The 16880-nt window shown below is 68.0% G+C and carries 12 protein-coding genes and 1 tRNA gene; 4 read left to right on the plus strand and 9 right to left on the minus strand.

Annotated features, from left to right (window positions below):
* Positions 1–22: 22 nt before the first annotated feature.
* Together ACW176_RS17130 and ACW176_RS17135 are read right to left on the minus strand one after the other, a co-directional pair.
* Positions 23–4189 carry a translocation/assembly module TamB domain-containing protein gene (locus ACW176_RS17130; protein WP_492109989.1) on the minus strand — a complete coding sequence of 1389 codons (4167 nt, stop codon included), beginning with the start codon at positions 4187–4189 and terminating at the stop codon, positions 23–25.
* Complete coding sequence (locus ACW176_RS17135) at positions 4186–5967, minus strand: autotransporter assembly complex protein TamA (protein ID WP_492109990.1); 1782 nt, start codon at positions 5965–5967, stop codon at positions 4186–4188. The genes ACW176_RS17130 and ACW176_RS17135 overlap by 4 nt, the downstream gene beginning before the upstream one ends.
* A 258-nt stretch (positions 5968–6225) precedes the next feature.
* Here ACW176_RS17135 and ACW176_RS17140 point away from each other — a divergent pair, with 258 nt between their 5' ends.
* From ACW176_RS17140 to ACW176_RS17150, 3 genes are all read left to right on the plus strand, one after another.
* Complete coding sequence (locus tag ACW176_RS17140; protein WP_492109991.1) at positions 6226–7749, plus strand: circularly permuted type 2 ATP-grasp protein; 1524 nt, start codon at positions 6226–6228, stop codon at positions 7747–7749.
* 34 nt (positions 7750–7783) lie between these two features.
* On the plus strand, positions 7784–8725 hold the full coding sequence (locus tag ACW176_RS17145; protein WP_492057173.1) for an alpha-E domain-containing protein: 942 nt from the start codon (positions 7784–7786) through the stop codon (positions 8723–8725).
* A 73-nt stretch (positions 8726–8798) separates the two neighbouring features.
* Positions 8799–9785: a transglutaminase family protein gene (locus ACW176_RS17150; protein WP_492109992.1), complete on the plus strand. Its 987-nt coding sequence runs from the start codon at positions 8799–8801 to the stop codon at positions 9783–9785.
* Between the two features lie 4 nt (positions 9786–9789).
* Here ACW176_RS17150 and ACW176_RS17155 read toward each other — a convergent pair whose 3' ends face one another.
* The 5 genes from ACW176_RS17155 to ACW176_RS17175 all read right to left on the minus strand — a co-directional run bounded on the left by ACW176_RS17155 (position 9790) and on the right by ACW176_RS17175 (position 13814).
* Positions 9790–10809, minus strand: a complete 1020-nt coding sequence (locus tag ACW176_RS17155; protein ID WP_492109993.1) for a sulfate/molybdate ABC transporter ATP-binding protein — start codon at positions 10807–10809, stop codon at positions 9790–9792.
* A 17-nt stretch (positions 10810–10826) separates the two neighbouring features.
* A complete protein-coding gene (cysW, locus tag ACW176_RS17160; protein WP_492109994.1) occupies positions 10827–11672 on the minus strand; it encodes a sulfate ABC transporter permease subunit CysW in 846 nt (281 codons plus the stop codon).
* The gene (cysT, locus tag ACW176_RS17165; RefSeq protein ID WP_492109995.1) at positions 11672–12559 is read right to left on the minus strand and encodes a sulfate ABC transporter permease subunit CysT; all 888 of its coding nucleotides are present in this window, start codon (positions 12557–12559) and stop codon (positions 11672–11674) included. Before cysT ends, cysW begins: the two co-directional genes overlap by 1 nt.
* A 177-nt stretch (positions 12560–12736) precedes the next feature.
* The gene (locus ACW176_RS17170; protein ID WP_492109996.1) at positions 12737–13591 is read right to left on the minus strand and encodes a glycosyltransferase family protein; all 855 of its coding nucleotides are present in this window, start codon (positions 13589–13591) and stop codon (positions 12737–12739) included.
* Positions 13592–13739: 148 nt separating this feature from the next.
* Positions 13740–13814 (minus strand) — tRNA-Lys (locus ACW176_RS17175).
* Between the two features lie 125 nt (positions 13815–13939).
* On the opposite strand from ACW176_RS17175, the gene ACW176_RS17180 reads away from it, so the two are divergent.
* On the plus strand, positions 13940–14614 hold the full coding sequence (locus ACW176_RS17180; RefSeq protein WP_492109997.1) for a hypothetical protein: 675 nt from the start codon (positions 13940–13942) through the stop codon (positions 14612–14614).
* Here the strand turns inward: ACW176_RS17180 and tgt are convergent.
* Positions 14611–15726 (minus strand): tRNA guanosine(34) transglycosylase Tgt, encoded by a 1116-nt coding sequence (gene tgt, locus ACW176_RS17185; protein ID WP_492109998.1) that lies wholly within the window; start codon positions 15724–15726, stop codon positions 14611–14613. The genes ACW176_RS17180 and tgt overlap by 4 nt on opposite strands.
* Before the next feature lie 2 nt (positions 15727–15728).
* On the minus strand, positions 15729–16817 hold the full coding sequence (gene queA / locus ACW176_RS17190; RefSeq protein WP_492109999.1) for a tRNA preQ1(34) S-adenosylmethionine ribosyltransferase-isomerase QueA: 1089 nt from the start codon (positions 16815–16817) through the stop codon (positions 15729–15731).
* Positions 16818–16880: the final 63 nt, after the last annotated feature.

Consider the following 16880-nt stretch of genomic DNA (forward strand, 5'->3'; position numbering starts at 1 on the left):
GCCCGCGCAACAGCCTTGCCCTCTAGTAGTCCTTTCGCCAGCGAACGGAAAGCTTTGCGTCACCCTGGCTGCCCAGTCGCGAGACCAGCGAGAGGGTTCGGCGAATCCGCCATTCGACCTGGGCCTCGGGACCTTCGCGCCCGCCGCCGATGATCTCCAGATAAACGTCGTCGGTCACATACTTTCCGCCGGCTACCGTCATGCCGGCTGCGCTCTCGGCAAAGGCCAGGCGGTCCAGCCGCGCGAAGCTGCGCAGGTTGCCGATCACGTCAAAGCCGCCGCCGCCCGCCAGAGCCGCCAAGGCCGAAGCCAGTTGCGCCGCCTCGATCGGCGAAAGCTGGGCGGCCGATTCGCCGAACAGCACCTGGCTCAGCACTTCGTCACTGGGCAGTTCCGGGGTCGAGGTCAGGGTGATCTCGGGCTTGGCGGCCGTGCCCTGGATCCTGACAATCGCGGTCAGGGAGGAATCCTCGCGGCGGGCGCTGAGGTTGAGGCGGATGCGGTCAAGCTGAGTCGACAGGGTGACCACGCCATTGTCGTCGAACTCAAAGCGCTTGCCGGCGAAGTCGTACTCGCCGCGCACCATGCGGGCCACGCCCTCGAGGTTGGGCGCAAACGAGGTGCCGCCCACATGGGCGTCCAGCGACAGCTCGACGTCCAGGCCGCGTCCCCTCACGAACACACGGCGCGGGGCCTTGAGATTGATATCCAGTGCAATGCCGCCGCCGGGGCTGGCGCGGCGCGGCTGCGTGCCCTGGTCCAGATCGGAAGGGCGATTGCGTTCAATGACATCCATACTGACCACGCCGGCCGGGGTCTTGCTCTGGGCCGACACGTCGGCGCGGTCGATGGTCAGGTCACCGCTGAGCTTGACCTTGCCGTCGGCCGACCGGTTGACGGTGGCCTGTCCGGTGGCGGTCGCCGTGGCCAGATCGTTGTCGATCAGCCGGAAGCCCCTCAGGTCCATCTTGAAGCTGCTGACACCGTCGCGGTTGAGGCTGATGCGCCCGCCGCCGGTGAGAGCGCCGTTGAGGCCGTCCTCGGCCGAGGCCTGGCTGACGTCGATGGCGTTGTCGGCCAAGGCCATGCGCAGGGTGATGTTGCGCAGCCGCAGCCCCGTTCGGCCTTCTTCGAAGCCACCGCCATCCAGCGACGCCCGCCCCACCAGACGCGGATCGGCCAGGGTGCCGGCCAGGGTCCCCTCGGCGTCGATCTTGCCCGACAGCGAGCGTTCGGGACCCAGCAACAGGTCCCACAGCGGCTTGATTTCGCCTTGGGCCTTGAAGGTTCCGGTGACCGGCCGGCGACGGTCGATCGCCAGATGCAGCGGCCTGGCCGACGCCTCGGCCGGCAGGGTCAGTCGGGCTTCCGACTTCAGACCCTGACGGTTGGCGCCCTCGGCGACGAGGGTCAGTATTTGGTCCTTCAGGTCGCCCTCTATATAGGCGTCCAGCGACTGCTCGATCTTGGAGCCACGCTCGCGTGCGCCGGTCAGCCTGGCCGCGAAATCGCCCAGCAGGGTCTCGCCCTGACCACGCAGGTTGACGGTTCCGTCGATGTCGCCGGCCAGGTCGGGATCGAAGGCGGTCAGGCTGACACCAGCCAGGCGCGCCTTGAGGCTGGCGGTCTCGCCGCCCAGGTCGGCGTCCACGTCGGCCTGACCATCACCGATCAGCAACCGCAATCGCGTGACGGTCGAGGCCCCGCCAAACCGGATCAGGGCCGCCTCGCGGGTCTTGACGTCGGTGCGGCCCATGCGACCGGCGGCGTCCAGCGATAGGGCGTAGTCCTCGCCGGACTGGGCCAGGGCGCCGGATCCCGCCACGCGCCACCGGCCGCCGGGCGCCAGGCCCTGCGCGTCGAGGGTCAGGGGCAGGTTGGCCATGGCCCCGTCGGCCTTGAGGCGGGCCGAGCGCACCGTCCAGCCGCCGCTCGTGATGTCCTCGGCGGTCAGGTCCAGGGTCGCGCGCGCGCCGCCCGGAGCATCGACGATCTTCGCCGAGCCCGCCACCCGGCCTTGCGGCAGGAACGCTCCGGGGCCGATGGCCACGGTCAGGTCGGCCGAAGCCGGTCGGCGGCCGCGCAGAGAGACCGCGCCGGTGGCCTTGGCGCCCCCAGCGTCAATGTCCACGTCGCTGAGATCAAGCCCGCCGGTCGCGAACCTGAAGGCCGCTCCCGCCCTGGCCGGGCCATAGCTGCTTTGCCCGGTCAGTCGCGCCACGCCGTCCGCGCCGCCGGCCGTGCGGGCGAAGGTCAGCACCAGATGCGCGCTGGTCAGGGGCAGTTTTGGCAAATCTATGGAGTCGAAATCGGCCGTCAGGTCAGCCTTGGGCGCCGACAGGGTTCCGGTCACCGCACCGTCGCCCCGAGCCTTGCCCGTCACCTCGATCGGGCCTGCCCGGAAGGGTCCGGTGGCGGTCCAGTCCAGCTTGAAGCCCAGGCCACCGTCGCGCTGCAGGGCGCCGGAGGTGCGAACCTCGGCCGCCGCGCCCTCCAGCCTGGCGTCGGCGATGGAGAGCACGCCGTCGCTCCAGGCGCCCTTGCCGCTCAGGCGCGGGGCCTTGCCCAGCAGCCGGTCCAGCTCGGCGAGGCCGACCGCGAAGTCCTGCCCCCGGGCGTCGACCGTGAAACCCCAGGGCTTGCCGTTGGTGCTGCCGGCAGACCATTTTGCAACCAGCCTGCCGCGCGCGCCGGCGCGGATCGGCGCCAGGCTGGCGACCCGCGCCTCGCCCTTGAAGTTCAGCCCGCCCAATATGCCGCGATCACCCTCGCCGGTGACCACCAGATTGGGGCCGGTAATCGTCGCCGAGCGGATCAGGAACCGCCCGTCCTTGAGCCGCGCGCCCTCGAACGTGGCCTTGGGGGTGGCGCCCAGCACGGCCAAGACGCCGCGTCCGCCGCCGCCCTGCGCTGCGGCCTGCGCCTTGATCGTCAGCTCACCCTTCGACCACCGCACCATGGCCGGACCCTTTGCCCGCGCCAACTGGTAGCCCAACAGCGAAAGATTGGAGACGTCGGCCTCGCCCTCGACCGAAAAGCCGCCCGGCTCCAGCCGGAAACGGCCATCGACCAGACCCGTCCCCATTTCCGGGATCGATACGATCTTCTTTAGCGAACCGATGCGCGCGGTGAACGGCAGCCCGTCTGGACCGGTCCGCCTCTTGCCGATGTCGGCCAGTCCCCGGGAGTCGAGCACCAGGTTCTCGGCGCGAATATGGGTGGTCAGGTCATAGAGGCCGCCGGTCGCCTTGCGCCCTTCGACGGTGAACGCCGCCTCGGGTCCGAACATGGTCTCCAACCGACGCGTCAGGCTGGAGGCGCCCAGATCGATCCGCCCCCGCGCCGAACCGCCCTGCGGCGTCCATGATCCCGTCGCATCCAGCGGTATGTCTTTGCCGGTTTTCGCCGTGACGCTGAACGCGCCCTTGTTCATCGCCCCGTCGGCCCTGGCTTTCAGGTCGAAGGGACGGTCGACGGGCAGGCCCAGGGCGCCGGCGATGGCGCCGCCATTGGCCTCCACCGCGTCAGCGCTCAGGCGGAGCGTGTCGTTGCGGCCCAGATCAAAGTCCAGGGTCAGATGGTCGCCCCGATGCAGACGGCTGGCGACGCCGATACGGCCCTTGTTGCCGCCCTGTCGCGCCATCTCGTAGGCGCCCACCACATCAAAGTCGCCCGCCTCGCGGCTGAACTCGGGCCGCGTGATCAGCCGCAGGGCGAAGGCGTCCAGATCCACCGAGACCGGCGCGGCCCCCGACTTGCCCTTGGGCGTCAGGGTCGGGCGGCGCAATACGATCACATCGCGCGCGTCGATGCGTTCGGCGTGGAAGCGACGACTGAACAGCTCGGCGGGACGCCAGGCCACCCGGACATCATGAGCCTCGAGCCAGACGCCCTTCTCGTCGACAATGGTCAGGCGGCGGACCGCGAAATCCTTCCAGATATCGCCCGACAGGCCCTCGATCTTGAGCCGGCCGATGCGACCCAGCTTCAGGCCGCTGGCCCGGGCCTCCAGGAACATGCGGCCCTGGGGCGTGATGGGCGCGTAGCGCAGGCCGCCGAAGAACACCGCGACGATCACCACCGCCACGATCGACACGATCATCAGCCAGCCGGGGCCGCCGACCTTTTTGGCGACCTCGACGACGGTCTCGACCGCCTCTTCGATGGGATGTTCGGGCGCGTCGGTCAAAAGCTTTGCCCGATGCTGAGATAGATCTGAAAGGCCGGGTCGCCGGCGCGCTTGCCCAGCGGGATGGCGATATCAGCGCGGATCGGGCCAAAGCCCAGGTCGTAGCGGACGCCGATGCCCGCGCCGAAGCGGAAGTCCTCGGTGTCGGGCTTGCGCTCCGGACCGATGGCGCCCGCGTCGATAAAGGCCACCCCGCCCCAGCGCTGGGTGAAGCGGTGACGCACCTCAAACGAGGTCTCGACCAGCGATACGCCGCCCTGCGGGGTGTTGTCGGCCAGGCGGGGCCCGATGGCCTGATAGGCATAGCCACGCACCGAGCCGCCGCCGCCCGAGAACAGACGCCGCGAGGCCGGGATTTCCGAGACCAGGGCCCCAAAGATCGCCCCGACCTTTACCCGGGCGGCCAAGACCGTGCCGGCCTGCTCTCCGAACGGCAGATAGGCCGAGCCCTGAACCTGGGCGCGCAGATAGGCCAGGGTGGTGTCGCCAAAGCTGGCGGTCGGCTCAGCCCGCGCCTCGAAGCGCCAGCCCCGCGTCGGATCCAGGATGTCGTCCGACTGATCCCACGCCATAGCGCCCAAGGTGGTCAGGGTGGCCAGGTTGAGGGTTTCCTTGACCGAGCCGGCGCTGGTGGTTTGCAGCTGCTCGGACTGCGACAGGTCCAGCGCCACGCCATAGGTGCGATACGAGGTGGTCTTGCGGCGCTGGGTCAGGTCGGCGCTGATCGTCGCGCCGGTTTCGTCATAGGCGTCAGTGGTTTCGCGGAACACCGCGCCGTTCAGCTTGAGGGTCTGCTGGGGCTTGCGCCAGTGCGGCAGGGCCACCTCGCCCTCGAGCCGCTGCTCCAGCTTGGCCAGGCGCGCCGTGTAGGTGGTGGTGTCGGCCCGGCGCAGGCGGTTGTAGCGGATCAGGCGCGCATCGACGCCCGGCCCTTCACTGGTCGAATAGCCCGCACCCAGCTCGATGGTGCGTTCCGGGCGGTCCGTCAGGTTCACGACCACCGGCCGGCGGCCGTCGGGGAGAATCTTCTCAAGGGGCGCGATCGAGACGGAGACCGAGTCATAGACGGCCGTGTCCCTCAGGCGCCGCTCCAGCTCGGCGATATCCTCGGGATCATAGACGTCGCCGGCCTGCCACGGTGTCAGGTGGGCGACCCAGGCCGGGTTGCTGCGTCCCGTGGTGATCAGCTCGACGCCGTCCAGGCGGGTGAGGTCGCCGGCGGCGATATTGAAGGTGGGACGCACCGTGTGGTCGGCATGGTCGACGACGACCTCGCGCGGTTCTGCGGCGACATCGGCATAGCCCAGTTGCTGGACCTGAGCGATCACCCGGCCCTCGGCGCCCAGAATGTCGGCAGCGCGGCCCGGCTCGCCGGGTGTGAGGCTCATGGCCGAGACGGCTCTCTGGGTCACGCCTTCGTCGGGCGGCGCGCCGCGCCAGACGATGGTGGGATCGGCCAGCACGAACACCGGCCCTGGCAAGACCTTGACGACGCCACGCGGCGGATCGCCTTCGCTGATGTCGGGCTCGACGGCATAGGCGTAATAGCCCTCGGCGCGCAGCACCGCGACCACATCGTCGCCGGCGTCACGGGCGCGGCGTCGGGCTTCTGCGCGGCTTTGAGGCGCAGTCTTGGAAATCGAGAGCACGCGAAGGATGGCTTCGCGCAGCGCCTTGTCTTCAACCCCGGTGATCGTCGCCGCCGGCTCATCCGCCCACGCGCCGCCCGCAGCCAGCAAAGCCGCTGTCGCGATCCCGAGGGCCAATCGTCTACGCACCAAGCCGTATATCCCCGCGCGGAGCGCCCCCGCTCCCCTGTAGTCGCCGGTCTCGCCGCTGTCACGGCCGGAAATGCAGGGAACGGAAGACAGCGAGCGCTTCCCTCCCCGCCGAAAAGGCGCCCAAATGATGGGCAGTCGTGCGCATTGACGCGGCGGCGGCGAAAATCGCCGACTTCAGACGCCGCGACGTTCTAGGGTTGGGGGCGGCGCGTCTGACTCGACGGAGCCCAAGGCAAGACAAGCGTGGACGAAGGCGTGGCTGCGAAAATTCAAGATCTGGATGCACCGACCCTTCCCCTGACGGAGGCGGCCTACCTGCCCGGTGTCGCATACGACGAGATGTTCGCGCCCGGCGGCGCTGTACGCTCGCACTACGATCCCCTGCATGCCCGCATGTCGACCCTGGGCGGGGCCGAGCTGGCAGGTCGCCAGCAGACCCTGGAGCGGTCGTTCCTGCTGCAGGGCATCACCTTCACGGTCTATGGCGGGGGCGAGGACACCACTGAACGGATCATTCCGACCGACCTTTTCCCGCGCATCATCCCCGCCCAGGAATGGGCCAAGATCGAGGCTGGGCTGACCCAGCGCCTTCTGGCCCTGAACCTGTTCCTCGCCGACATCTATGGCGACCAGCAGATCCTGATGGACGGGGTGGTGCCGCGCGAACTGGTGCTGGGCGCGCCGTCCTATCGCCGCGAGATGCAGCACATCTATGTGCCGCACAAATCCTACGCCAATGTCTGCGGCAGCGACCTGATCCGCTGCCAGGACGGCCAGTTCGCGGTGCTGGAAGACAATCTGCGGGTGCCGTCGGGCGTCTCCTACATGCTGGCCAACCGCGACGCGGCCAAGCGCACATTCCCCGGCACCTATCGCGCGGCCGGCGTGCGTCCGGTCGAGCGCTATCCCGACCTGCTGCTGGCCACCCTGAAGAGCATGAGCCCCGAGTGGCGGCCCAATCCCCAGGTCGTGGTGCTGACGCCTGGCGTCTACAACTCGGCCTATTACGAGCACGCCTATCTGGCGCGGCTGATGGGCGTGCCCCTGGTCGAGGGCCGCGATCTCGTGGTCCACGACAACATGGTCTACATGCGCACGACCACGGGCATCCGCCGGGTGGACGTGATCTATCGCCGGGTGGACGACGACTTCATCGATCCCCTCACCTTCCGGCGCAACTCCTCGCTGGGCGCGGCGGGCCTGTTCAACGCCTATCGGGCCGGCAATGTGGTGATCTGCAACGCGCCGGGCACCGGGGTGGCCGACGACAAGGCCGTCTATGCCTATGTGCCCGCGATCATCCGCTACTATCTGGGCGAAGACGCCATCCTGCCCAATATCGAGACCTTCCTGTGCCGGGAGGCGTCGCAACTGGGCTATGTGCTGGCCAATCTGGACAAGCTGGTGGTCAAGGCCGTGGGCGCGTCGGGCGGCTACGGCATGCTGGTGGGCCCGCACGCCACCCAGAAGGAGCGCGACGACTTCGCCATCGCCATCAAGGCCGATCCCGAGAACTACATCGCCCAGCCGACCATCCAGCTGTCGACCGCGCCCTGCCTGGTGGATGGCCGGATCGAGCCGCGCCACGTCGACCTGCGCCCCTTCATCCTGTCGGGCGAGAAGACCATCGTTACGCCCGGCGCCCTCACCCGCGTGGCTCTGAAGCGCGGCTCGCTGGTGGTCAATTCCAGCCAGGGCGGCGGATCCAAGGACACCTGGGTGCTGACCGACGATGGCCCCGCCAACGGCTCCAACGGAAATGGGGGCACACGCCCATGATGCTCGCCAAGTCCCGCAAGAAGGGGTCGCTCGCATGATGCTCGCTCGGGTGGCCGACAGCCTCTACTGGCTTGGCCGATACATCGAACGCGCCGAACACCTGTCGCGGCTGTCCAGCGTCATGCTCAACGCCACGCTCGACCAGACGGACGCCGGCGTCCAGGCGGTCTGGATCGCCCTGTCGGCGGTCGGCGAGCCGGAAATGAGCAGCGCCGTCGGCTCGTTCGAGGCGGCAGAGGCGCTGGTTCTGGATCGTTCCGACCCCAATTCGGTGGTCTCGTCGCTGTCCCGCGCCCGCGAGAACGCCCGCCAGGTGCGCGACCAGATCACCACCGAGACCTGGGAGCGGCTGAACCTGCTCTACCTGAAAGTCACCGACGAGAACGCCAAGCGCGACTTCGCCGACGCCTCGACCACCTTCCTGCACGACGTGATCGCCGACCTGCACCTGTTCAAGGGGGCGGCAGACACCACCATGAGCCACGGCGAGAGCTGGCGATTCATGATGCTGGGCATGTATCTGGAGCGCGCCCAGCTGGTTTCGCGCCTGTTGGAGGTGTGCTTCGCCGAAACGCCCGGCCGGCAGATCAATGACCACATCGCCCTGGTCAGCCTGCTGCGCATGGCCTGCGCCCTGGAACCCTATCTGCGGGTCTATACGGCCGAGATCGAGCCCCGGCACATCCTGGAGTTCCTGGTCTTCGACGAGGACTTCCCGCGCTCGATCCGCTTCGCCACCTCGCAGATCGAGGCCAATCTCAGCGTGCTGGCCCGCCGGGCCGGCGGTGAAGGGGCCGGGCCTGAACGCATCGCCGGGCGCCTGAAAGCCCGCCTGCAGTTCGCCGACATCAACGAACTGGAAAACCAGGGGGCCGGCGCCCTGCTGGCCACCGTCGTCAACGAGTGCGCGCGCATCCACGAAGCGATCTATGAGACCTTCGTGGCCTATCCGCTCGAAATGCGTCTTCCGGCCTAGGACCGCGAGCGTGACAGCCGAAAGTGCCAGCGGTTTCGGCGCCCGTCACGCGACCAAGTAAGGACATTATCCCGTGCTGCTCGAAATCCGCCACGTCACCCAGTACCACTACGAGCGCCCGGTTCGCGAAAGCCTGATGGAGCTGTGGATGCAGCCCCAGAAGACCGCCCGCCAGCGCCTGATCAGCTTCGAGCTGGACATCAATCCGGCCGCCCAGGTGTTTTCCTACGCCGACAGTTTCGGCAACGCCGTCTATCACTTCGACGTGCCCCAGCCGCACGACAAGCTGACCATCGTCGCGCGCTCGGCGGTCGAGACCGAGTCGCCCGGCGAGCGCCCTGACGCCCTGGACATGGGTGAATGGGACCGGCTTCGCAGCGAGTTCGTGCGTGGCGAGTGTTTCGACTTCCTGCGGATGCACGGCTTCGTCGAGACCACCGAGGCGCTGGACGCCTTCGTCAACGAGCACAATCTGGACGACCTGCGCCGCAGGGATCCGCTGACGGCGATGCGGATGCTGTCGGAGACCATCTATCAGGCCTTTGAATATCAGCCCGGCGTCACCGACGCCGACAGCCCCATCGACCTGGCCCTGAGCGCCGGCCGCGGGGTCTGCCAGGACTTTGCCCACATCATGCTGGCCGTCTGCCGCTCTTGGAACGTGCCGGCGCGCTACGTCTCGGGCTACCTGTTCACCGACCGCGACGCGGGTGACCGCTCCGATCCGGACGCCACCCACGCCTGGATCGAGGTGTTCCTGCCCAGCCTGCGCTGGGTGGGCTTTGACCCGACCAACAACATGATGACCGGCGAGCGCCATGTGGCCGTGGCCGTAGGCCGCGACTATGCCGACGTCACGCCCTCGCGCGGCGTTTACAAGGGCGACTCAGACAGCGAACTGGCGGTCGGCGTCTCGGTGCGGCGGGCCCGCGCGGCCTTGGCCGAGCCGGAGTTCCTGCGCATGGCGCGCCCCAACTTCGCCGGCGGTCGCCGTCGCCCGGACAACGCCGCCGCCCTCCGCCACGACATCCACCAGCAGCAACAGCAACAGCAGCAATAGCGGCCTATGCCGGGAAGACGTGGGCCTTGCGGGCCGACAGCTTTACCACGCCGGCAAACTGCTCGGCCTGGTCGCGTGACACCGTCACCTCGATCCGGCGACCGTCCGGGGTCAATCCATCGACGGTCGCCAAAGCGCCCTGGACATGAACGCGGTTGATCTGGACGGCGAAGCCCGCCTCGTCCAACACCAGATCGTGGGGCCGCACGAAGCCGACAGCCTTGCCGTCCGGCAGGCCTGCGGCTGGCAGGAAGATCGAACCCGCGCTGAAACGCCCCTTCGTGATTTCGCCCTCGAACCGGTTGGCCTCGCCGACGAACCCGCAGACAAACGGCGAAACCGGTTCGTCATGCACCTGGGCAGGGGTGCCGACCTGCTCGATGACGCCGTGGTTCAGGATAGCCACGCGGTCGGCCAGATCGAGGGCCTCTTCCTGGTCGTGGGTCACGAAGATGGTGGTGACGCCGGTGGCGTCATGCACCCGGCGCAGTTCCTTGCGCAGCGACTTGCGGACCGTAGCGTCCAGGGCCCCGAACGGCTCGTCCAGCAGCAGCACGCTGGGCTGTACGGCCAGGGCGCGCGACAGGGCCACGCGCTGACGCTGGCCGCCCGACAGCTGTGACGGATAGCGACCGCCCAGGCCTTCCAGCTCGACAAGGCGCAGCAGGTCATCGACGCGCTTGGTGATCTCGGTCTTGGACGGCTTATCCTTGCCCTTGCGGACATCCAGGCCGAACGCGATGTTGCGGGCCACGGTCATGTGCTTGAACAGCGCATACTGCTGGAACACGAAGCCCACGCGGCGCGCGGCGGCCGAGGCGAAGGTGACGTCCTGATCGTGGAACAGCACCTGGCCGGCGTCGGGGAACTCCAGACCGGCGATCACGCGCAGCAGGGTCGTCTTGCCCGAGCCCGAAGGCCCCAGCAGGGCCAGCAGTTCGCCGTCGGCGATCTCGAGCCCGACCTTGTCCAGCGCCGGATAGCGACCGAACTTCTTTTCGACGGAACGGATGGAGATGGTCATGAGGTCTGGCGTTCCGATCAGTGGCCGCCGCGCCGGCGCGAGCCGGGCTGGGCGACTTCAAGCGCGGTCTTGAGGACGAGGGTCACGATCGCCAGCAGACACAGCAGGGCGGCGACGGCGAAGGCCCCGACGAAATCATACTCGTTATAGAGGATCTCGACGTGCAGCGGCATGGTGTTGGTCAGGCCCCGGATGTGGCCGCTGACCACCGACACGGCCCCGAACTCACCCATGGCGCGGGCGTTGCACAGCAGCACGCCGTACAGCAGGCCCCAGCGGACGTTCGGCGCGGTCACCCGCCAGAAGGTGTAGAGGCCCGAGGCCCCCATCGACACGGCGGCCTCCTCTTCGCTGGTCCCCTGCTCCTGCATCAGCGGGATCAGCTCGCGGGCGATGAAGGGGAAGGTCACGAAGATGGTGGCCAGCACGATGCCGGGCACGGCGAAGATGATCTTGATGTCGTTGTCGACCAGATGGTCGCCGAACCAGCCCTGCAGGCCAAACACCAGCACATAGATCAGGCCGGCGACGACCGGCGAGACCGAGAACGGCAGGTCGATCAGGGTGATCAGCAGGCTCTTGCCCGGAAACTCGTGCTTGGCCACGGCCCAGGCGGCGCACAGGCCAAACACCACATTGAACGGCACGGTGATCGCGGCGGTCAGCAGGGTCAGCTTGACGGCGGCGATGGCGTCGGGATTGGCGATGGCGTCCAGCGCCGGCTGGAGGCCCTTGCGCAGGGCCTCGGCGAATACGGCGGCCAGCGGCAGGATCAGGACAAGACCCAGGAACGCCAGGACCAGGGTGATGATCAGAACCTTGGCCCAGGCGGGATCTTCGGTGGAAAGACGCGGAGCCGCCATCAGGAGAACCTTCTCGCCCAGGCCTGCACGGCGTTGATGACCAGCAGCATCAGGAACGACACGCCCAGCATCACCACGGCGATCGCGGCCGCATTGGCATACTCGAACTGCTCCAGCTGGATGATGATCAGCAGAGGCGCGATCTCGGACTTGTAGGGCATGTTGCCGGCAATGAAGATCACCGAGCCGTACTCGCCAATGCCCCGGGCGAAGGCCAGGGCGAAGCCGGTCAGCCAGGACGGACCCAGGGCCGGCAGGATGATGCGCAGGATCGTGTCGATCCGGCCCGCCCCGAGGCTTGCGGCGGCCTCCTCCACGTCGTCCGAAAGGTCGCGCATCACCGGCTCGATGGTGCGGACCACGAACGGCAGGCCGATGAAGATCAGGGCGATGGTCACGCCGATCGGGTTGTAGGCCGCCTTGATCCCCAGAGGCGTCAGATAGGCCCCGACCCAGCCGTTGGGCGAATAGAGCGTGGCCAGGGCGATGCCGGCCACGGCCGTGGGCAGGGCGAACGGCAGGTCGACCAGGGCATTGACCAGCGCCTTGCCCGGAAACTCGTAGCGCACCAGCGCCCAGGCGGTCAGCACGCCGAACACACCATTGATGGCGGCGGCGACGAAGGCTGCGCCAAAGGTCAGGCGATAGGCCGCAAGGGCCCGCTCGGAGAAGGCCGCAGCGACGAACTGGGCGGGTGACAACTCGGCGGCTTTCAGCGCCACGGCCGACAATGGGATCAGGACGATCAACGACAGGACCGTCAGGGTCACGCCCAGGGTCAGGGTGAAGCCCGGGATGGCCGAGCGACGTCGAAACAGCGGCCTTCGGGCGACAGGGGCGCGCCCCGGAAGTCTTGGGCGGATCGCGGCGGCGGTCTCGGCGGTCATCGTCTGATCGTCGTCCTGGTTCCGGCGAAGTCCGGTTTAAACGCGCCGAAACCCCGCTGGGTCCGCCGCATCAAGCTAGGCAGCTTTAATCCCCACCAAGCTGATGGGGTCAATTGAGAATTCCGCGCCCAAGCTCCCAGAAAAACTCACCAGCGTCCGGCCGGCGGACAGGCTGGGCTACAGCGATGCTATCGCATTTTCGATGACCGTTCCCCAATCACCTGGACGAGGCTGGCGAAGGATCTCGATGCTGGCGTACCAGGGGCTGTCGGTTCGGTCCTGGAGCCACCGCCAGTCCGGCAGCCGGGCGGGCAGCAGGAGCAGCGTGCGCTTACCCATCGCGCCGGCCAGATGAGCCACCGAGGTGTCGACGGTGATCACCGCCTCCAGCTTCTCGATGATCGCGGCGGTGTCGGCCATGTCCCGAGCCTTGGTGTCTTCCGGGTGAAGGCTCACCGCGCCGGGCAGGCCCAGGAGGCGCTCGGCGTCGGCCGCCGACATAGATCGGTGCCGGTCATTGGCATGCTCCGGATTGCCCCGCCACACGACGCCATAGCGCAGTCGCGCCGGCCAGGCTTCCAGGCGTCCGGGCAGTGACGCCAAATAGGGCTCGCCAGAAATCGCCTCCAGGGTCAGGCCCAGTCGATGCGGCAGGGAGCCGAGCATGATCCACGCATCGTGCCGGGCCACCGCCGCCTTGCCGTCCACCGGCCTGACCGTCGCGCCGAGCTCTCCGAGAAGGGGAACAAGCGCCGGATGCGCGTAAAGCGTCACGGCGATCCCACGTCCCACCAGCTCGGGCAGGAAGCGGACGAACTGGATCTGATCGCCAAGTCCCTGTTCGGGCAGCACCAGCAATGAAGAGACAGGCTCGCCCGTCCATTCCGGAAAGGAGAGCTTTGGCTTTGCGGTGGGACTGGATCCGCGGCTGAAGCGCACCTTTTCCCAAAGCCCGAACCCCTCGACATACTGCCCGCTGGCCAACAGGCGCCACGCGCGGTCGAACAGCAGACGTTCCTTGTCTTTGGACATGCCGGCAGTAATAGCCATCCCAACCCGCCACGGCTAGCGGTCAGGACCATTCCGGAGCGCCTCGCAACGCGCGCCCGACGGCGGCGTTTGAAGTGGGCGTTTTGCTGGCTGGGATCCGCGCGCGCTAGGCGTCGCACGGATCATGAATTGGTAGGCCGGGTGGGGTTCGAACCCACGACCATTCGATTAAAAGTCGAATGCTCTACCACTGAGCTACCGGCCCGCTCACGACGCGGCGACGCCGGTAGAAGCGGCGCGGAACATAGTCGGGGGTCGCCGCAGCCGCAAGCGGGGTTTCACCGGTTGTTTGACATGACGCCGCCTCTTTTGCCGCGATAAGGTCGGTCTATGCGTGAATTCCTGCTCACCGCCCTGATATTTCCGCTCTCGCTGGCCGGCGCGCCGGCGTTGTCCCCGCAGCAACCCGCGCCGACGCCGCCCGCTGATTCGAAAATCCAGACCACGTCGGACGCCAACCGGGATGGCATCACCGGCGCGGTCAGCGCGCCGTTGCGTGACGTCAATATTGTCCGCACCAAGATCCCGCCGATCCTCATCGAGGCGATGAGCGATCCCTACGCCCGGCCGCAGCGCGTAAATTGCGCCACCCTGATCGGTCTGATCTCACCGCTTGATGTGGCCCTGGGCGAGGACCTCGACGCCCATCCCCCCGAAGAGAACGAAGACCTGATGGATCGCGGCCGCAAGGCCGCCGGCAGCGCCGCCCTGGGCGCGGTGGCCAGCGCCGCGCAGGACATGATTCCGATGCGCGGCTGGGTGCGCAAGCTCAGCGGCGCCGAGCGTCACGACCGGCTGGTGCAGAGCGCCATCACCTCGGGCAATGTGCGCCGCGCCTATCTGAAGGGCCTGGGCGAGGCGCGGGGCTGCAATCCGCCGGCCACGCCGCAGCACAAGCCGCCCGCGCCCATCCCCGAGGTCGATCCCGGCATGCCGCCGCCGCCCGAAGGCTTCAAGCCGCGCTTCCCGATCGTTCAGACGCCGCCGACGCCCAAGCCCAACTAGCCCGCAGCGTTGTGCCGCGCCGCGAAGTCGCAGCGGAAGGCCTCGAACCGGCCCTCGGCGATCGCCTCGCGCATGGCCGCCGTCAGGGCCTGGAAGAAGGCGATGTTGTGCCAGGACAGCAGCACCTGGCCCAGGATCTCCTCGGCCTTGAACAGGTGGCGCAGATAGGCCTTGGAATAGTCGCGGCTGGCCGGGCAATCGCTGCCGGGATCCAGCGGCGTATCGTCGTCGGCGAATTTTGCGTTCTTGATGTTGATCGCGCCGTCCCAGGTCCAGGCCTGGCCGTGGCGGCCCGAGCGGGTCGGCAACACGCAGTCGAACATGTCGACGCCGCGGGCCACCGCCTCGACCAGGTCGATCGGCTTGCCCACGCCCATCAGGTAGCGCGGCTTGTCGGCCGGCAGCAGGTCGGGCGCATAGTCCAGCACCTCGCACATCGCCGTGTGCCCCTCGCCTACCGCCAGCCCGCCGATGGCGTAGCCGTCGAAGCCGATGTCCTGCAGTCGCTGCGACGACTCGCGGCGCAGGTTTTCAAACGTAGAGCCCTGCTGGATGCCAAACAGCACCTGGCTGTCGCGCGTGCCGAACGCCGCCTTGGAGCGGATGCCCCAGCGGGCCGACAGCTCCATACCCTCGCGGGCCCGCTTCTCCTCGGCCGGCCAGGCAACGCATTCGTCTAGTTGCATGACGATGTCGCTGCCCAGCAGGTCGGCCTGGATCTCCATCGACCGCTCGGGTGACAGGACATGCTTGGAGCCGTCGATATGGCTAGCGAAGGTGACGGCCTCTTCGGTGACCTTGCTGATCCCCGACAGGCTCATCACCTGGAAGCCGCCGCTGTCGGTCAGGATCGGCTTGTCCCACCGCATGAACTTGTGCAGCCCACCCAGGCGCTGCACCCGCTCGGCCGTGGGCCGCAGCATCAGGTGATAGGTGTTGCCCAGGATGATATCGGCGCCCGTGTCCTTGACCTGATCCACGGTCAGGGCCTTGACCGTGCCGGCCGTGCCCACCGGCATGAAGGCGGGGGTGCGGATGTCGCCGCGCGGGGTCTTCAACACGCCGGTGCGGGCCTTGCCGTCGGTGGCGGAGATCTCGAAGGGGAACGCCATGCTCAGGTCTCGTCAGGCTCGGCGGGGAACAGCAGCGAGCTGTCGCCGTAGGAATAGAAGCGATAGCCCGTGGCGATGGCCCGCTCATAGGCCTCGCGCATAGTCTTCTGGCCGGCGAAGGCGCTGACCAGCATGAACAGGGTCGACTTGGGCAGGTGGAAGTTGGTCATCAGCACGTCGGCGGCGCGGAAGCGGTAGCCCGGCGTGATGAAGATCGCGGTCTCGTCCGCGAAGGGCCGGATGACGCGATCCTCGCCGGTGGCGCTTTCCAGCAGCCGCAAGGATGTGGTGCCGACGCAGACGATGCGCCCGCCGGCGGCGCGAACGGCGTTGAGGGCGTCGGCGATCTCGGGGGTCACCTCGCCATATTCGGCGTGCATCCTGTGCTCGGACACCACGTCGGTCTTCACCGGCAGGAAGGTGCCGGCCCCGACATGCAGGGTCACGAAGTGCAGCGATACGCCCCTCGCCTTCAGTCGCTCCAACAGATCGGGCGTGAAATGCAGGCCGGCGGTCGGCGCGGCCACCGAGCCGTCCTCACGGGCATAGACGGTCTGGTAGTCGGCGCGGTCGCGGTCGTCCTCGGCGCGCTTGGCGGCGATATAGGGCGGCAGCGGCATCTCGCCGTGGCGGGCGATGCCGATATCCAGGTCTGGCCCCGCCTGGTCGAAGGCCAGCAGCACCTCGCCGCCCTCGTGCTTTTCCAGCACGATGGCGTCCAGGCGATGCTCGTCCGAGCCGAACGCCACGCGGTCGCCGGCCTTGAGGCGCTTGCCCGGGCGCATGAAGGCTTTCCAGCGCTCGGGCGACACGCGGCGATGCAGGGTGGCCTCAACCGGCACCGGCGCGCCGTCGCCGCCACCCGTGGTGCGCGCGTCGCGCAAACCCGCCAGCCGCGCCGGGATCACCCGCGTGTCGTTGAAGACCAGGGCGTCGCCGGGGCGCAGGAAATCAGGCAGGTCGCGCACGACCTGGTCGGCCACATCCTCGCCCGGCCGCACCACAAGCAGACGCGCGGAATCGCGCGGCTCGGCTGGACGCAGGGCAATGTTGTCCTCGGGCAGGACGAAATCGAAGTCGGAAAGGCGCATGGGGCGGCTTCAAGGACACGGCGAGGCCCGCAGGTCAAGATACTCGCCGCCACGCGAGCGCCA

Source organism: Caulobacter sp. FV1ye13L, from assembly GCF_058681155.1.